This window comes from Paracoccus mangrovi, assembly GCF_042648425.1.
GTDB classification, from domain to species: Bacteria; Pseudomonadota; Alphaproteobacteria; order Rhodobacterales; family Rhodobacteraceae; genus Paracoccus; species Paracoccus mangrovi.
Window position 1 is genome coordinate 166352 of record NZ_JBHRXJ010000003.1, and the last position, 16735, is coordinate 183086.

Sequence of the window (16735 nt, forward strand, 5' to 3'; positions counted from 1 at the left end):
GCTCCGTCTTTGGGAGATAACGACTTCACATGTATTTCGATCCATGACGCGGGGCCGGGATCGGGAAAATCAGCGATGTGGATGATAGGCAGGTCGTGTGTAATTATTATTTATCAAAATCTTGCTCAGTCAGGAGAGGTGTCCCCGGGGGTGTGGCCTCTTGTCTCAGGATGCGCCAAAGCGTCGGCGACAGCGGGCCGGCCAGGCGTTCCAGCGCCTGTAGGTCCAGATCGACCCCGCCCATGCCGTCCTTGACCGCCCGCAGGGCGAGGGGGTGCCAATCGCCATCGGTCAACCGCTCGATGCCGACGGCATTGGAGTTGCTGTCAAGGCAAAGCCGCAGGCGCGACTCGATGCGCAGATAAAGCGGCCGGGCCGGCCCGCTTTGGCCGACCAGACACAGGCCGCGCCGATGATCCGGCTGGTCGCGCAGCGGCGGCTCATTCAGGCTTTGGGCCAGCCGGTCCAGCGTCTGCCGCGACAGATAGCCCGGAATCGCGTCCATGGCGGCGGCCAGATGCGGGCCGATGTGTTCGGGCTGCAATTCGGCTATGCGCTGGGGTCCGACCATGATCGCCGCGATCGCGGTCGCGGCGCGGCGCCTGATCCAGCGCGGCGCGTTGCCGGCAATGGGCAAACCCGTGCGCGACGCCCCCGCCGCAACCAGATCGGTATAGATCATGTCGCGCATGGCGTGTTCCAGCCGCGCCACCCGGGCCATGGCGTCGCCCATGGCGCGAATCGTTTCATTAACGTCTTGATCTTGCAGAGAAGATATCGGCGTGTCGGGCGGTTCGCCACCTTTCATATCGTCCATGTGCCACCAACGACAGGTTTAGTTGACGCTGCGTAATAACCATCTTTAGGTGTGTGGGTGGCGCTTGGCTACCTTTGACTTTGGTCGCATTGCAATTATTCCACCAGACACTTGCAGGGATTTGCCCGTTGCGACGCGGGTCCCGCTTACTGTGCCGTTTTCGCCTGCGGAATGCAAAGCGTGCGACGGGCGGATTTCAGCCTTTCCGAATCGCTTCGGGTCGCGGGTGAAGGCTGTCCCGGAAGCGCGAAGATGATGAAAGTTCTGCGTAAATACCGGGCAGCGGCCCTTGAACCGTGGGGCCAAGCGCTTATATCCCTGCGGCCCTCTAGGCGGCGGTGATGCTTTTTCCGCAAGTGTCAAGTGGGATGGAGAATTGTATCATGTCGCGAAAATGTTGCGTTTGAAGGGGTAAACATGCAATTGGGGCTGACTTGCAGTCAGCGCATAGCCGGCATGCGTCGTGGGGCATACCGAATCACCGGTCCAATCGGTTAGTTCGGCGTCTGCTGCCTGATAGCGGCAACAAACACGGTGCGCCGGACCTTAACACTTTGGCGGGGCGCCGCAATAAGAACAGGATAAAGAGATGCGCGATTTCGTGGATGGTTCGGCTTTCAATTTCGAACAGGGGCAGCGTGCCCGCAAGCTTTTTGCCGCCGTCGTGCTGGCAGCGCTTGATGACGCGATCGCCGATGACAAGAAATATGGCAACGGCCCCGATCAGATCGCGCGCTGGGCGCGTTCGCGCGATGGCCGCGAGGTCCTTTCCTGTGCCGGTATCGACCCGAACGAACGCGTCGTGAAGGGTCTGATGGAATTCGTGGCCAAAGGTGTGCGCACCTCGGTCGCGCTGTCGCGTGAGGAAAGCGAACGCCGTCACGCCGCCGAAGAGGCCGATGCCGCCTGATCGTGATCGGGCCATCGCCTTTTGGGCCCGCAGCCTGTCAGCCCAGCTGATTCCAAGCTGATTCGCGGCCGAAACCGGCCCGATATGTGGGAAAATCCGCCTGTTTCATGCGCGTCGATGAAACAGGCGTGAATCCGCGCGACAAAATCACCAAGCTTTTCAATCCTGTTTGCCTTTGCCCCCTGATGCACCTGTAAGTTGTGTAGACAGGGGTGCAGGTTAGGGGTGAAATTGGGGTGCGACTCGCCCTTGGGTGGTGAGGCAAATCAGGCTTTCTGTTAATGCATAACCGGCTTGTGCAAAATGGGACTTGCAAGTCGGTGGTGCCTGAGGGGTAGGTGATCGGCGCGCAGAAACGCCAGGTTTTCGGCAGGAATGCGCCGATATGGCGCATTTTATGTGACTTTTAGGAACCGGTAGGATCGCTGGCATGAAGATCCCCATTGAAGGGGCTGGAACAACGGGTGCAATCGAGCGTTGGATTTTAGACATATTGATCTTGATTGTGCTGAAACTGTGTAAGGGTAAGGTTCAGATGTGCCGTGGTTCGGATTTTCTCCCACGCAATTTGATCGGCCCCGGATTGGTACATTTAAGAAGTAGGTAGGGGGTAGCGGATGCCGAAGGCACTTCCGGTAACGCGTGGGCGCAAGTTTCTTCAGGTTCTGGAGGGCGCGAGGACGATCTTTCTGCGGGATGGATTCGAGGGTGCGGCCGTCGATGACATCGCCCGCGAGGCAGGCGTGTCCAAAGCGACGCTCTACAGCTATTTCCCCGACAAGCGCGTCATGTTCATGGAGGTGTTCCGCAGCGAGTTGGCGCGCGAGGCCGCCGATGCCAGCGCATTGATCGAGGTGGATCTGCCGGTCGAGCAGGTGCTGCCTTTCATCGTCCAAATCGTTTCGGCCCATATGATTTCGGATTTCGGGCTGCGCATCTATCGCGTCAGTGTCGGCGAGGCCGAGCGTTTTCCGTCCCTGGCCCAGGAATATTATGAATCCGGCCCTATGCTGCTGCGTCAGCAGCTGATCACCTATCTTGAGAAATGCGTCCGCCGCGGCGAATTGCAGATCCCGGATCTGGATCTGGCGGCCGATCAGCTGATCGAGCTGGCCGGCGTCACCATCCATGACCGGGCGCTGTTTCTGGGCGCGCAATCCATCGACAAGGATCTGTTGCGCAAGGTCAATCGCAGCGCGGTCGAGATGTTTCTGGCCTGTTATGCCACCGGCCGCCAGCGCAAGGTCGCGTTGGTCGATTGAGTGGCGGCGCCGCGCCCGCATGCGCGGGCATGGCTTCTCATTTTAAGATCGGGCGCTTATCATCGCCGCGACGGAAAACCCATGTGTTGGATGACTGCCTGATGAACCGAGCTCTGATCGCCCTTATTGCCCTTGCGCCGCTGGCGGCCTGCACGTCCGCCTATCAATCCGAACCCGAACCGTTGCCGGTGACCCAACCGGTTCCGGTTGCGCCGACCGATGGCGTCAGCGGACTGCAATCGCGCGAACCCGATGCCTGCCACGCCAAGACCTATGTCTCGGCGCTGGGCCAGCCCGGCACGATCATCCCGACGCTGGGCGTCAACCGCGACTATCGCGTGGTCGAATATCGCGGCATCGAGCCACAGGAATATGACCCGCTGCGCATCGTCTTCCGGCTGGATGCGGCGGGCAACATCTACAATATCGACTGTGGTTGATCGGAACGGCCATGACGAGGTTGTTCATGACCGCCGCGCTGGCCGCGCTGGGGGCCTGTACCATGTCCGAGCCGCCCGCCCCGGTCGCGCCCGACAGCAGCGACTTGTGCAAGGCGAGCCAGTTTCAGGGTCTGATCGGTCAGCCCGGAACGGCGCTGAAGGACTTGAAGCTGCCCGCCGGCACCCGGATCATCGGCCCGACCCAGGCCGTGACCCAGGATTATCGCCTGTCGCGGCTGAATTTCGAAATCGGCAAGGATGGCCGCATCGCCAAGATTTCCTGTTATTGACGGCTTTGGCCCGAATGGCGGGGCCATGACATGAAACGGGCGCGACCAAGGTCGCGCCCGTTTTTCGTACCGGCCGGATCGGTCGCCCCTTGGGGCGGCCAGGATCATTCCCGGCGATCAAGCCCCAGAACGTGATCCAGCGACCAGCGCCCCGGCCCCTGTGAAATCAGCGCCAGCATGCAGGCGGCCCAAAGCCCATGGGTCTGCCAGGCGGTCGGATAGACGAAAATCTGGATCACCGCCGTCATCGCCAGCACCCCCAGCGCCGCAAAGCGCGTGCCCAGCCCCAGCACCAGCAGGATCGGCAGGATATGTTCGGCCAGCGTCGCGGCCACCGCCGCCCATGCCGACGGAATCAGCGGCAGCGCATATTCATGTTCGAACAGGAACCATGTGCTGTCGGCGATCGAAAAACCTTCGACCTTGCTGCGCCCCGAGGCGAAAAACACCGAGGCCGGAAACAGCCGCAGGCCGAATGCAGCCAGCGACCAGGGCAGATGCGACAGTATCAGATTCAGCCGGGAAATGATCGGAGTAATGGAATTCATGCCGCAACCTCCTGCGGAAAAGCAATAAAAGCGCCGGCATTGGCCAGCGTGATCAGGATCGAGCCGGCCTCATGACCGGGTTGCAGGGCCTGCGCGGCCTCGGCTGCGGCCAGCAAGGTGTCGCCCCGGCCCAGAGCGGCCAGAAAGGCCAGATCGCCCGCCGCCAGCGGCAGCACCTGCACATTGTCGCGCCGGTCGCGCAGGATCGCCGCGCCCTCGGGCCGGTCGGGATCGATCGGTTCGGGTTCGACCCCCGGCTGATTGGCCTGCCAGATGGTGACGGCCGCGAAACGCGATGTCAGCATCCGCACCGACGGGTGCAGCTGTGCCAGCGTCTGGGCCGGCGCCTCGGCGGCGCGGGCAAGGGCCGTGGCATCGGCGGGTTGGGCATCGGCGGCGTGATAGGCCTGACCGCGCAACCATTCCAGTTCCGCGACATCGGCCAGATAAGGCAGATCGCGCAGCGGCGGAAAACCGGCCAGAAAGCCCGGAAATTCGCCGCCCCATTGAAACAGCATCGGCGATGCCGGCGGATGCGCGGCGATGAAGGCGGCGGCCAGCGGGCGAAAGAAGTCCTCGCCCACCAGCCGCTCGATCACCGGATAGCGCGAGGCCAGCGCCCGCGAGAGGCTATGGGCGACATTGTTGCGATAGACCGCAAAGCGGCGCTCGACCTCGGCGGGATCGAGCGCGGTCATCCCCGGCGGCACCGCCCCCGAGCTTAGCCCGCTGCGGAATTGCGCGATCAGATCAGCATGCATGGGCACGGCGGGCCTCGTGGGTGGCGTCCAGAATGGCGGTGGCGCGCTGTGCCTCGCTCATCAGTTCGGCAAAGGGCGGCACGTCATTGTCCCATTCGATCAGCGTCGGCAGCGGGCCGGCCTGGGCAATGGTCTGCGCGTAAAGCGCCCAGACCGGATCGGCGACCGGGCTGCCGTGATCGTCGATCAGAAGCGGCCCGGAGGGCAGTTCCTCTTCGGCATGGCCGCCCAGATGGATCTCGCCCACGGCATGCAGCGGAAAGGCGGCCAGATAGGCGCGCGGATCGGCGCGGTGATTGGTGCAGGACACAAAGACATTGTTGATATCCAAAAGCAGCCCGCAGCCGGTGCGGCGGATCACCTCGGACAGAAAATCGGTTTCGGCCAGCGAGGATTGCTCGAACAGCACATAGGTCGCCGGATTTTCCAGCAGCATGCGGCGGCCCAGGTGTTCCTGAACCTCGTCGATATGGTCGCAGACCAGATCCAGCGTCTCGGGCGTATAGGGCAGGGGCAGCAGGTCGTTCAGATATTCATTGCCATGGCTCGACCATGCCAGATGCTCGGAAAAGCTTTCGGGCTGATAGCGGTCGACCAGCGCGCGCAGCCGGTCCAGATGATCACGGTTCAGCCGTCCCGGCGCACCGATGGACAGGCCCACCCCATGCAGCGAAATGGCGTAATCGCGGCGCAGCGCCGCCAGCAGGCGATGCGGCGGACCACCCGCGCCCATATAGTTTTCGGCGTGGATCTCGAAAAAGCCCAGACGGGGGCGGGTTTCGGCGATGTCGTTGAAATGCTCGGGCTTGAAGCCTAGCCCGGCGGCGGCGGGTAGGGATGTCATAACAAACGGGCTCCTCGGGGGTGGCCAGACGCGGGGGCCATGGCCGTCCCTGGCGGTGGGCCGGACCCGTTGCCGGGTCCGGCCGGGACGTTACATTTTGATGGGTTCCAGCGAGCCCATGCCCTTGGGGGTCTCGATCGTGGCGCAGGTGCCGGCCGGGACCAGTTTCCAGGCATTGCCCTGATAATCCGTGGTCGAGGTGCCGGCGCAGGTCGTGCCGGGGCCGGCGGCGCAGTCGTTCTTGCCGGCCAGCGCGACGCCGTAGCATTTTTCCATGGCACCGGCGTCTTTTTTCATGTCATCGGCATGAGCCGCGGCGGCCAGCGACAGGGCGGCGGTCAGGGCGGCGGTCAGGCCAAGGGTCTTGTCGAATTTGGTCATCGTAAGTCTCCTGTGTCACGATAAGGCCGTCACGCGGTCCTCGGGATGTCCATTCGCGGTCCGGGGGGCCGGCGTTACGGGCTTCACGAAAGGGTGTTCGGTGACATGGTGGGAAAACCTGTTAAAAGTTTATTTATCGCGAGGCTGTAACGACGGGTCCGCAAGGAACGAATGGACAGGACAAGATGACGGATCACGAAACCGAATGGTCGGCGCTGTTCAGGGCGGCGAATGCCGGGGATGGGCGTGCCTATGCCCAGTTTCTGCACGCGGTCACGCCCATGCTGCGCGGCTTGATCCGGTCGCGCGGACGGGCACTGACCGCCGAGGCCCATGAGGATGTCGTCCAGGAGGTGCTTTTGGCGATCCACGCCAAGCGCCACACCTGGCAGGCGGACGCGCCGTTGCTGCCATGGCTCTATGCCATCGCGCGTTACAAGCTGGCCGACGCATTCCGCAGACGCGGCGCGGCCATATACCTGCCGATCGAGGAGTTGCAGGCGGAACTTGAGGCGCCGGCGCAGGATGTGACGGCGGCCCGGGACAGCGCGGTCCTGATCGCGCAGCTGGATGCGCGTTCGGCCACCATCGTGCGCGCGGTCGGCATCGAAGGCGAAAGCGCGGCCGAGGTCGGCCAGCGCCTTGACATGAGCGAAGGCGCGGTCCGCGTGGCCTTGCATCGGGCGATGCAGCGGCTGGGACGGATCGCGAAAGGAAACCGAGGATGAAGACCGACGAACTGATCCTGTCACTGGCGCAAGAGCCCGCGCCCGCGCCGCTGAATCCGGGCCGGATCGGCGCGGCGGTGGTTGCCGCGACCGGGTTTTGCGGGGCGCTGTTTCTGGCCCTGTTCGGGATCCGGGACGGCCTGCCGGGTCTGTGGTCGCAGCCGCTGATCGTGGCCAAGACGCTGTTGCCGGCGCTGGCCTGTCTGCTGGCGCTGCCGGCGCTTTTGGCGCTGTTGCGTCCGGGGGCGCGCGCGGGTCTTGCGGCGATGCCGGCGGTGCTGCCCTTGTCGGCGGCGGCGGGGCTCTGGATCTTCAGTTTTGCGGCGCTGGAACCGGCGCAGCGTTTCGTCCAGTCGACGCCGTTTGCGGTTGTCGAATGTGTCGGGCTGATCCTGGTGATCGCGGCGCCGTCGCTTTGGCTCGCGATCCGGGTTCTGGGGCGTGGCGCGACCACGCGCCCGCGGCTCAGCGGCGCCTTGGCCGGGCTGGTCGTGGGGGCCGGGGCGTCCTCGTGCTATTCCTTCTTCTGTCTTCAGGACAATCCGCTTTTTTATGTCACCTGGTACGGCACGGCGATTGCGATCACCGCCGCCGCCGGGGCATGGCTGGGCGCGCGCCGGCTGCGCTGGTAGGTCCGGGTTTTGCCCCCGCGCAAGCCCGGCCCCGGCGCCGGCTTGTTTGCGCGGAATTTCCGCATAATGTGAACCTTGCGAAGGGCGGGATGCTTTCGCGTGACAGGGGCCGCGACGTCCTGACCTTGGGCGGCGATGTCTGTGTCGCGCTGCAATGGTGCCGGCACGCGCTTGTCACGATTAGCCGGGGGCACGTTCATGGCGATCCATGCCAGCATTCACCACCTGACCCATTACCGATATGACCGCCCGGTCACGCTGGGCCCACAGATCATCCGCCTGCGCCCGGCACCGCAATCGCGCACCAAGGTGCTGTCGCACAGCCTGAAAGTGTCGCCCGGCGGCCATTTCGTGAACCACCAACAGGACCCCTATGGCAATTGGCTGGCGCGGTTCGTGTTCCCCGAGCCGGTGACCGAATTCAGGATCGAGGTCGATCTTGTTGCTGACATGTCGGTCTATAACCCGTTCGATTTCTTCGTCGAGGACAGCGCCGAGCAGTGGCCCTTTGACTATCCGGCCGACCTGCATGACGATCTTGTCATCTATCGCAGCGCCGAACCGGCCGGCCCGCTTCTGGCGCGGTTTCTGGACGCGATCCCGCGCGAACGCCAGCGCACGGTCGATTTTCTGGTGGCGCTGAACGCGCGGGTGAATGCGGCGGTCGCCTATACGATCCGCATGGAGCCGGGCGTGCAGACCCCCGAGGATACCTTGGCCATCGGATCGGGGTCGTGCCGCGATTCCAGCTGGTTGCTGGTGCAGGTGCTGCGGCATCTGGGCTTTGCCGCGCGGTTCGTGTCGGGCTATCTGATCCAGCTTGCGCCGGATGTGAAATCCCTCGATGGCCCCTCGGGGACCGAGGTCGATTTTACCGATCTGCATGCCTGGGTCGAGGTGTATGTCCCCGGCGCCGGCTGGATCGGGCTGGACCCGACATCGGGGCTTTTGACCGGGGAAAGCCATATCCCGCTGGCCGCGACGCCGCATTACCGCAATGCGGCGCCGATTTCGGGCGGGTTTTCATCGGCGGGCGCCCCCGAAGTCAGCTTTGATTTCGACATGCAGGTGCGCCGCGTGGCCGAACATCCCCGCATCACCAAACCGTTCAGCGATGCGGCATGGGCCGATCTGAACGCCATGGGCCGCAAGGTCGATCAGGTGCTGGCGGATGGCGATGTGCGTCTGACCATGGGCGGCGAGCCGACTTTCGTGTCCATCGACGATTTCGAATCGCCCGAATGGAACAGCGATGCCGTCGGCCCGACCAAGCGCGATCTGGCCGACCGGCTGATCCGGCGGTTGCAGGCCCGCTTCGCCCCCGGCGGCTTTCTGCATTACGGTCAGGGCAAATGGTATCCGGGCGAAAGCCTGCCGCGCTGGACCTTTTCGCTGTATTGGCGCCGCGACGGGCTGCCGGTCTGGAAAAACCCCGATCTGATCGCGCGCGAGGGGGCCGATCAAAGCCCCACCGCCGCACAGGCCGGCGCCTTCATGGCCGCCTTTGCCGAACGGCTGGGCATTTCCGGCGACCACGCCCAGCCCGCCTATGAGGATCCGGCCGAATGGATCCTGAAAGAGGCGAACCTGCCCCCGAATGTCACGCCCGAGGATTCGCGGCTGAAAAACCCCGAGGACCGGGCCCGCTTTGCCCGCGTCTTCGCGCGCGGGCTGACCGAACCGTCGGGCTATGTGCTGCCGGTCCAGCGCTGGCAGGCGCGCGGCCCCGCCGCCCCGCGCTGGCGGTCGGAAATCTGGCGGCCCCGGCGCGGCAATCTGTTTCTGGTGCCCGGCGACAGTCCGGTGGGTTTTCGTCTGCCGCTGGCGGGGTTGCCGCATATTCCACCGGCGCAATACCCCTATGGTTTCGCCGCCGATACCTCGATCCCGCTGGCGCCGCTGCCGGATTTCCATGCCCAGCCGGTGGTGGCCGAAATGGTCGGATCCCCGCAAGAGGCGCAGGACATGATCCGGCACCTGCCCCCCGTCAGCCCGGGCCACGCCCAGCCGGGCGCATTGCGCGCCGACGATTCACCGCGCCAGCGCATCGTGCGTCAGGACGCGGATACCGTTGGCGATGCCGTGCGCACCGCCATCGCCATCGAGCCGCGCGACGGTCGGCTGTGCCTGTTCATGCCGCCCTGTGATCGGCTTGAGGATTATCTTGAACTGCTGGCCACGGCCGAGGCCACGGCGGCGGATCTGAACCTGCCCATCCATATCGAGGGCTATGCCCCGCCCGACGATCCGCGTCTGAACGTGATCCGCGTCGCCCCCGATCCCGGCGTGATCGAGGTGAACATCCACCCCGCCCATGACTGGGACGATTGCGTCGCCACCACCGAGGCGATCTATGACGAGGCCCGCAATTGCCGCCTTGGCGCCGACAAGTTCATGATCGACGGCCGCCATACCGGCACTGGCGGCGGCAACCATGTCGTGGTCGGCGGCGCCACCATGGGCGACAGCCCCTTTCTGCGCCGGCCCGACCTGTTGAAATCGCTGATCCTGATCTGGCAGCGGCATCCCTCGCTGAGCTATCTGTTTTCCGGCCTTTTCATCGGTCCGACCAGCCAGGCGCCCCGCATCGACGAGGGACGTCAGGACGGGCTTTACGAGCTGGAGATCGCGCTGGCCCAGATCGGCGATTCGGTCGCGGGCGGCGCGGCCCCGCCGCCATGGCTGATCGACCGGCTCTTGCGCAATATCCTGATTGATGTGACCGGCAACACGCATCGCGCCGAGATCTGTATCGACAAGCTTTATTCGCCGGACGGCCCGACCGGGCGGCTTGGGCTGGTCGAGTTTCGCGGCTTTGAAATGCCGCCGCATCCGCGGATGAATCTGGCCCAGCAGCTTTTGATCCGGGCCATCATCGCGCGTTGCTGGAAAGCGCCGGTGCATGGCAAGCCGGTGCGCTGGGGCACGGTGCTGCATGACCGTTTCATGCTGCCGCATTTCATCTGGCAGGATTTCCTGTCGCTTCTGGACGATCTGGCGGAACATGGCTTCCGGCTGGACCCGGTCTGGTATCAGGCGCAGTCGGAATTCCGTTTCCCCTTTTGCGGTCAGGTCGAGGTGGGCGGGGTCACGCTGGAACTGCGTCAGGCGCTTGAGCCGTGGCATGTGCTGGGCGAAACCGGGGCCATCGGCGGCACCGTGCGTTACACCGACAGTTCCGTCGAGCGGCTACAGGTCCGCATGACCAGCCTGTCGCAGGACCGGTATCGCATCATGTGCAACCGCCGCCCGGTGCCGATGACGCGCACGGAAACCAGCGGCGAAAGCGTGGGCGCGGTGCGTTTCAAGGCCTGGCAGCCGGCGGCGGCGCTGCATCCGGTGCTGCCGGTGAACGCCCCGCTCAGCTTTGACATCTATGACGACTGGACGGGGCGGGCGATCGGCGGCTGTGTCTATCACGTCGCCCATCCCGGCGGGCGCAATTACGACACATTCCCCGTGAACGGATACGAGGCCGAGGCCCGGCGCCTTGCCCGGTTTCAGGGCCATGGCCACAGCCCCGGCGCCTATCGCCCGGTCCCGGAAACCCCGCACCCGGAATTTCCGATGACCCTCGACCTGCGGCGGGCGGCGGGGCTATAAACCCGGCATGGACACCGCCGCCGATCCGATGATGTCAGCAATTCTGGCAGGTTACGCGCCGCAACCCGGCGTCGCGGACGAACTTTTCGACGCCGAAGGCCGGATGCGTCCGGTCTGGGCCGAATTCATCGGCCAGCTTGCCGCCCTGACCCCGGACGAGGTCGAGGCCCGCTTTGCCCGGGGCGATCAGTATCTGCGCGATGCCGGGGTCTATTTCCGGCTGTATTCGGGCGGGCCGGTGCAGGACCGTGAATGGCCGCTGAGCCATGTTCCGGTGCTGATCTCCGAACAGGAATGGGGCGTGATCTGCGATGGGCTGACCCAGCGCGCCGACCTTCTGGAACGGGTCATGGCCGATCTTTACGGCCCCGGTCAGCTGGTCGCTGATGGCGATCTGCCGGCGGAACTGGTGGCCGGAAATCCGCAATGGCTGCGACCATTGGTGGGGGTGCGGCCGCGCTCGGGCTATTGGCTGCATCATCTGGCCTTTGAGATCGGGCGGTCGCCCGACGGCTCGTTTCTGGTGCTGGGGGACCGGGCGCAGGCGCCATCGGGGTCGGGATTTGCGTTGGAAAACCGCATGGCGACGACGCGGATCTTTTCCGAGCCATTCCAGCGCACGCATATCCACCGCCTTGCCGGGTTTTTCCGCGCCTTCAGCGCGGCGATGGAACAGCTGGCCGGTCCCGGCCGTGGCAAGGCCATCCTGACGCCGGGGCCGAACAACGACACGTTTTACGAGCATGTCTATGTCGCCCGCTATCTGGGCATGACCCTGCTTGAGGGTGAGGATCTGATCGTTCGGAACGGCACGGCGATGGTGCGCACCGTGCGCGGCCCCGAGCCGCTGGGCCTGTTGTGGCGGCGCATCGACAGCGACTTTGCCGATCCGATGGAACTGGACGAAGGTTCGCGCATCGGCACACCCGGCCTGATCGAGGCCCTGCGCCAGGGCAACCTGTCGCTGGTCAATGCACTGGGTTCGGGGGTGATCGAGGCGCGTGCCTTCATGGCCTTTTTGCCGCGCATCTGCCAGCGGCTGACGGGGGCGCCGCTGCGCCTGCCCAATATCGCCACATGGTGGTGCGGTCAGCCGGCCGAACGCGCCCATGTCCAGGCCAATGCCGGGCATATGATGATCGGCGGCGCGCTGGATGCGACGCTGCCTTTCGCGCTGGGCGCCGAGACCGGGCTGGATGCGCGGTTCGGCGCAGGGGCAGATGGTACCGGGACAGATGGCGGGGGGACAGATGGCGCTGGCTCGGGCCTTGCCGAATGGATGGCGGCGAACGGCCCCCGGCTGGTCGGGCAAGAGGCGGTGACGCTTTCGACCACCCCGGTCTGGTCCGAGGGGCGGCTGGTGCCGCGCCCGATGACGATCCGCGTCATTGCCGCGCGCGACGCCCAGGGCGGCTGGACCTTCATGCCCGGCGGCTATGCCCGCATCGGTCGCGGCGGCGAGGCCACGGCGCTTGCCATGCAGGACGGGGGTTCGGTCGCGGATGTCTGGGTGATGTCGCCGCAGGCGGTGACGGTGGACTCGCTTGTATCCTCGGGCGGGTTCGAGCGCGCGCCCGATGGCATCCTGCCCACCCGGGCGGCGGAAAACCTGTATTGGCTGGGCCGCTATATCGAACGGACCGAGGGCGCGATCCGGCTGTTGCGGGCCTGGCATCTGCGTCTGGCCGAGACCGAGGACCGCGACGATCCCCGCCTGCGGGCGCTGGCCGAACATATGGCGCAGCGCGATCTGGACGTGGATCAGCCGGTACCCGACGCGCTTTTGGCATTGATCGGTTTCGCCCGCAATTCGGCCGCCAAGGTGCGCGACCGCTTTTCCCCCGATGGCTGGGCGGCGCTGAACGATCTGGCGAAATCCGCCAACCGGCTGGCGGAACGGGTCCGGCCCGGCGACGATGCCGCACAGGCCATGTCGGTGCTGTTGCGCAAGATTTCGGGCTTTTCGGGGCTGGTGCATGAGAACATGTATCACTTTGCCGGCTGGCGGTTTCTGTCGCTGGGCCGGGCGCAGGAACGCGCGGACGGTACGCTGATGCTTTTGGCGGCGCTGACCGCGCCCGATGCGGTGCCCGGCATGCTTGAGGTCGCGATCGAGGTCTGCGACAGCGTGATGACCCATCAGCGTCGCTATCGTTTCGGCCCCTCGCGCGAAACGGTGCTGGACCTGCTGGCGCTGGATGGACAGAACCCGCGCGCCGTCGTGACCCAGATCACCCAGATGCAGCACCACGTCGCCCATCTGCCCCATGCCGGCGACGAGGGCCGGCTTTCGCCGCTGGAACAGCTTTTGCTGACCATCGATACCGAGCTGCGCGTGGCCGAACCCGGCGCGCTGAGTCCGGCGCGGCTTGATGCGCTGCGCCAGCGGCTGGCGGCGGCCTATGACCTGATCTCTGCCACCTTGCTGGGATAGGCGATGCGCTACGACATCATTCTGACCATCGACTATAGCTATGCCAGCGCCTCGGATCAGGTGCGCAATATCCTGCGCCTGATGCCGATCAGCGGCTCCGGCCAGCGCGTCGAGACCGCGCAGCTGAGCATCGAACCCGCCCCCGACGAGCGTCGCGATGGCCGGGATTTCTTTGGCAATGCGATTTCGGCGGTGGCCTGGCATCGCCCGGTGGAAAAGATCGCCTTCTGCCTGACCGCGCGGGCGGAACGGGCGCCCCCGCCATTGGCGGATCTGTCGCCGCCTCTGGCCGATCTGCCCGGTCAGATCGCCGGGACCGATCTGTCACCCGGCTCGCCGCAGCATTTCCTTGCGCCATCCTACCGGATTGTGCCGGTGGCCGAGATCACCGGATTTGCCCGCGCCGCGGTGCCCGAAGGGGCATCGGTCCGCGACGCGGTACAGGCCGTGGGGCATGCGCTGTATCGGGCGATGAAATACGACGCCGAGGCCACGGATGTCGGCACCACGCCCGCGCAGGCCTTTGCCGCGCGCCACGGCGTCTGTCAGGATTTCACCCAGATCATGATCGCCGGATTGCGGGCGCTGGGGATCCCGGCGGGCTATGTTTCGGGCTTTCTGCGCACCTATCCGCCGCCGGGCCAGCCGCGTCTGGCCGGGGTCGATGCCATGCATGCCTGGGTCGCGGCATGGGCCGGGCCGGTGCAGGGCTGGATCGAATTCGACCCCACCAATGACCAATGGGCGGGCGAGGATTACATCACCGTCGCCATCGGCCGCGACTATGCCGACGTGGCCCCGGTGCGCGGCGCGATCCGCACCGCCGGCGCCCAGGAAAGCACGCAGGCGGTGGATGTGATCCCGCTGGATTAACCGGCGGCGCCCAGCTTGTGCAGGATGCGCAGGCTGCGGCGCGCGACGGTGATCGCGGTCAGCGCGATTACCAGCCACAGCGCCCATGTCACCACCGGCCAACCCAGTCCAAGGATCAGCGCCAGCACCTGTGCCAGCGCGCCGCCGATCACCACCGCCATGCGATGCGATTTCGCGCCCGGCCCGGAAAAATCCGAACCCAGCCCGGCGGCCCGCCCGAATTCGCGCAGATAGGCGGTGAACAAGGCCAGCGCCCCGGCCAGAAGGCCCAGCATGGGCGATCCCGCCGCCGCCCCGAAACCGGCAAGGATCACAAGATCTGACAGCCGGTCGGGCACCTCGTTCCAGAAGGCGCCATCGGGCGACCCCAGGCCGCCCTCGACCGCGACAAGGCCGTCAAAGAGGTTGCACAAGAGCCGCAGCTGCGTCAGGGCCGCGCCGACGACCAGCAAAAGCCCGACCCAGATCGGCCCTGCGACACAGCCCGAAAGCGCGAATGCCGCCCCGGCCCCCACCGCCGCCACCACCGAGGCGATCGAGATATGATTGGGCGCCACCTGCCGCGCCACCAGTTGCCGCGTCACATGCGCGGCCCATTTCGTGTTGCGGCTGGCGATGGGCCTGCGGCTGAAATCCTCGGTCATAGCCACCCCCAGGCCAGAAGATGCAGAAAGACCGGCGCCGAAAACACAAGGCTGTCCAGCCGGTCCAGAATGCCGCCATGGCCCTGGACCAGCGTGCCCCAGTCCTTGACCCCGCGGTCGCGTTTGATCGCGGACATGATCAGCCCGCCAAAGAACCCGAATGTGGTCACGACCAGCGCGACCAGCCCCGCCTGCCACCATGCAAAGGGCGTGATCCCCGCCAGCGCCATCCCCAGCACGCTTGCGCTGAGCATGCCGCCGGCCAGCCCCTCGACGGTTTTCGAGGGCGAGACGCGCGGCGCCAGCTTGTGCCGGCCAAGGCTTTTGCCCCAGACATATTGCAGCACGTCGGATGCCTGAACCACAAGGATCAGCCACGCCACCAGCGTGAACGAGCTATAGCGGTAACCGGGAATGTCCAGTTGCAGGATCGCCGGAATATGCGACACGCAATAGACACAGATCATCAGCCCCCATTGCGTTTCCGACACCCGGGTCAGAAAGCCCGCGACCTCGCCCTTGAACACGGTCACCACCGGCAACAGCAAAAAGCAATAAACCGGGATCAACAGCGCCGCAAAGATCGGCACGTTCAGCCAGATCAGCAGATATTGCAGCGGCAGGACGACATAGAACGCGATGGCCAGCGCGTCGTGATCGGCGCGTCCGGTATGGGTGATGGTGGCGAATTCGCGCAGCGCGGCCATCGAGCAGAGCGCGAAAAAGATGGTCATGGCCGTCGCGCCCAGCGTGAAGACCAGTGCCAGAACCCCGATCATCACCCACCACGCCCAGATCCGGTCGGTCAGATTGGCGGCCGTTTCGCCGCCGACCTTGCCCTTGCGGATCAGCGCATAGGCAAGGATCGTGGCCACGATCAGAAACGCGAAAAGCCCATAGAACACAAAGGCCGAGGGGGAATGAAAACGCGACATCCGTCAGCTCCTGTCCGAAAGCGCCAGCATGGCGGCGCCAAGCCGGGCAAGGAAGCTGTCGCGATCCTCGCCCTCGGCGGGGCGCATCGGTTGGCCAAAGCGCACGGCACAGTTCAGCGGCACCGGCACCACCGCCCCCTTGGGCAGGATGCGGTCCAGATTCAGGATCCATGCCGGCACGATTTCCGCGCGGGGTGCGGCATGGGCCAGATGAAAGATCCCCGATTTCAACGGCAATAGCGGCGCATCGGTCAGGTTGCGCGTGCCCTCGGGGAAAAAGATCACGTCCTCGCCACCGCGCAGGACCTGGGCCACGGTCTCGACCGGGTCGGTCTGGCGTTTGGCGGGGTCGCGGTCGATCAGCACCGCGCGAAAGACCTCGCCCGCGATCCAGCTTTTCAGCCCCGAACCGCGCCAGTAATCGGCGCCGGCGACGGGCCGCGTGCGCAGGCGCTGGGGCTTGGGCAGAACCGACCACAGCGCCACGAAATCGGCATGGCTGACGTGATTTGCGACCAGAATGCGCGGCACCGCGCCCGGCGGTGGCAGGTCGATGGCGCGCAGGCTGAGCAGCGCGCGGGCGGTTCCGACAAGGGCGCTGCGGGCGGCGCGTACCGTGATCGAAGCAGTCAT

At 65.3% G+C, this 16735-nt stretch carries 17 protein-coding genes; 9 read left to right on the plus strand and 8 right to left on the minus strand.

Annotation, left to right across the window (positions count from 1 at the left end):
- Positions 1–106: 106 nt before the first annotated feature.
- Positions 107–733 (minus strand): hypothetical protein, encoded by a 627-nt coding sequence (locus ACFOMH_RS05465; RefSeq protein ID WP_377743136.1) that lies wholly within the window; start codon positions 731–733, stop codon positions 107–109.
- A gap of 673 nt (positions 734–1406) precedes the next feature.
- Here ACFOMH_RS05465 and ACFOMH_RS05470 point away from each other — a divergent pair.
- The 4 genes from ACFOMH_RS05470 to ACFOMH_RS05485 all read left to right on the plus strand — a co-directional run bounded on the left by ACFOMH_RS05470 (position 1407) and on the right by ACFOMH_RS05485 (position 3719).
- Positions 1407–1727, plus strand: a complete 321-nt coding sequence (locus ACFOMH_RS05470) for a DUF6280 family protein (protein ID WP_024842734.1) — start codon at positions 1407–1409, stop codon at positions 1725–1727.
- A gap of 617 nt (positions 1728–2344) precedes the next feature.
- Positions 2345–2989 (plus strand): TetR/AcrR family transcriptional regulator, encoded by a 645-nt coding sequence (locus ACFOMH_RS05475; RefSeq protein WP_374423730.1) that lies wholly within the window; start codon positions 2345–2347, stop codon positions 2987–2989.
- Positions 2990–3090: 101 nt separating this feature from the next.
- Entirely contained in the window at positions 3091–3429 is a 339-nt protein-coding gene (locus tag ACFOMH_RS05480) for a hypothetical protein (protein WP_374423728.1), read from the plus strand.
- An 11-nt stretch (positions 3430–3440) separates the two neighbouring features.
- Positions 3441–3719, plus strand: coding sequence for an I78 family peptidase inhibitor (locus ACFOMH_RS05485; RefSeq protein WP_377743137.1), 279 nt, complete (start codon positions 3441–3443; stop codon positions 3717–3719).
- Positions 3720–3823: 104 nt separating this feature from the next.
- Here ACFOMH_RS05485 and ACFOMH_RS05490 read toward each other — a convergent pair whose 3' ends face one another.
- From ACFOMH_RS05490 to ACFOMH_RS05505, 4 genes are all read right to left on the minus strand, one after another.
- On the minus strand, positions 3824–4267 hold the full coding sequence (locus tag ACFOMH_RS05490; RefSeq protein WP_377743139.1) for a DoxX family protein: 444 nt from the start codon (positions 4265–4267) through the stop codon (positions 3824–3826).
- The gene (locus ACFOMH_RS05495; RefSeq protein ID WP_374423723.1) at positions 4264–5028 is read right to left on the minus strand and encodes an HvfC/BufC N-terminal domain-containing protein; all 765 of its coding nucleotides are present in this window, start codon (positions 5026–5028) and stop codon (positions 4264–4266) included. The genes ACFOMH_RS05490 and ACFOMH_RS05495 overlap by 4 nt, the downstream gene beginning before the upstream one ends.
- Positions 5018–5872, minus strand: a complete 855-nt coding sequence (bufB, locus tag ACFOMH_RS05500; protein ID WP_374423721.1) for an MNIO family bufferin maturase — start codon at positions 5870–5872, stop codon at positions 5018–5020. Before bufB ends, ACFOMH_RS05495 begins: the two co-directional genes overlap by 11 nt.
- Positions 5873–5962: 90 nt before the next feature.
- A complete protein-coding gene (locus ACFOMH_RS05505) occupies positions 5963–6253 on the minus strand; it encodes a BufA1 family periplasmic bufferin-type metallophore (RefSeq protein ID WP_374423720.1) in 291 nt (96 codons plus the stop codon).
- 185 nt (positions 6254–6438) lie between these two features.
- On the opposite strand from ACFOMH_RS05505, the gene ACFOMH_RS05510 reads away from it, so the two are divergent.
- From ACFOMH_RS05510 to ACFOMH_RS05530, 5 genes are all read left to right on the plus strand, one after another.
- Positions 6439–6981 carry a sigma-70 family RNA polymerase sigma factor gene (locus ACFOMH_RS05510; protein ID WP_377743141.1) on the plus strand — a complete coding sequence of 181 codons (543 nt, stop codon included), beginning with the start codon at positions 6439–6441 and terminating at the stop codon, positions 6979–6981.
- Positions 6978–7613 carry an NrsF family protein gene (locus tag ACFOMH_RS05515; protein ID WP_374423715.1) on the plus strand — a complete coding sequence of 212 codons (636 nt, stop codon included), beginning with the start codon at positions 6978–6980 and terminating at the stop codon, positions 7611–7613. Before ACFOMH_RS05510 ends, ACFOMH_RS05515 begins: the two co-directional genes overlap by 4 nt.
- Positions 7614–7811: 198 nt before the next feature.
- Complete coding sequence (locus ACFOMH_RS05520; RefSeq protein ID WP_377743143.1) at positions 7812–11216, plus strand: transglutaminase family protein; 3405 nt, start codon at positions 7812–7814, stop codon at positions 11214–11216.
- Positions 11217–11223: 7 nt separating this feature from the next.
- Positions 11224–13650, plus strand: a complete 2427-nt coding sequence (locus tag ACFOMH_RS05525) for a circularly permuted type 2 ATP-grasp protein (protein ID WP_377743145.1) — start codon at positions 11224–11226, stop codon at positions 13648–13650.
- A 3-nt stretch (positions 13651–13653) separates the two neighbouring features.
- Positions 13654–14523, plus strand: coding sequence for a transglutaminase family protein (locus ACFOMH_RS05530; protein ID WP_377743147.1), 870 nt, complete (start codon positions 13654–13656; stop codon positions 14521–14523).
- Here the strand turns inward: ACFOMH_RS05530 and ACFOMH_RS05535 are convergent.
- The 3 genes from ACFOMH_RS05535 to ACFOMH_RS05545 are packed head-to-tail and all read right to left on the minus strand — an operon-like array spanning position 14520 to position 16735.
- A complete protein-coding gene (locus ACFOMH_RS05535) occupies positions 14520–15167 on the minus strand; it encodes a CDP-alcohol phosphatidyltransferase family protein (RefSeq protein ID WP_377743149.1) in 648 nt (215 codons plus the stop codon). The genes ACFOMH_RS05530 and ACFOMH_RS05535 overlap by 4 nt on opposite strands.
- Positions 15164–16102, minus strand: coding sequence for a phosphatidate cytidylyltransferase (locus ACFOMH_RS05540; protein ID WP_377743151.1), 939 nt, complete (start codon positions 16100–16102; stop codon positions 15164–15166). The genes ACFOMH_RS05535 and ACFOMH_RS05540 overlap by 4 nt, the downstream gene beginning before the upstream one ends.
- A 3-nt stretch (positions 16103–16105) precedes the next feature.
- Positions 16106–16735, minus strand: a complete 630-nt coding sequence (locus ACFOMH_RS05545; RefSeq protein ID WP_374423704.1) for a lysophospholipid acyltransferase family protein — start codon at positions 16733–16735, stop codon at positions 16106–16108.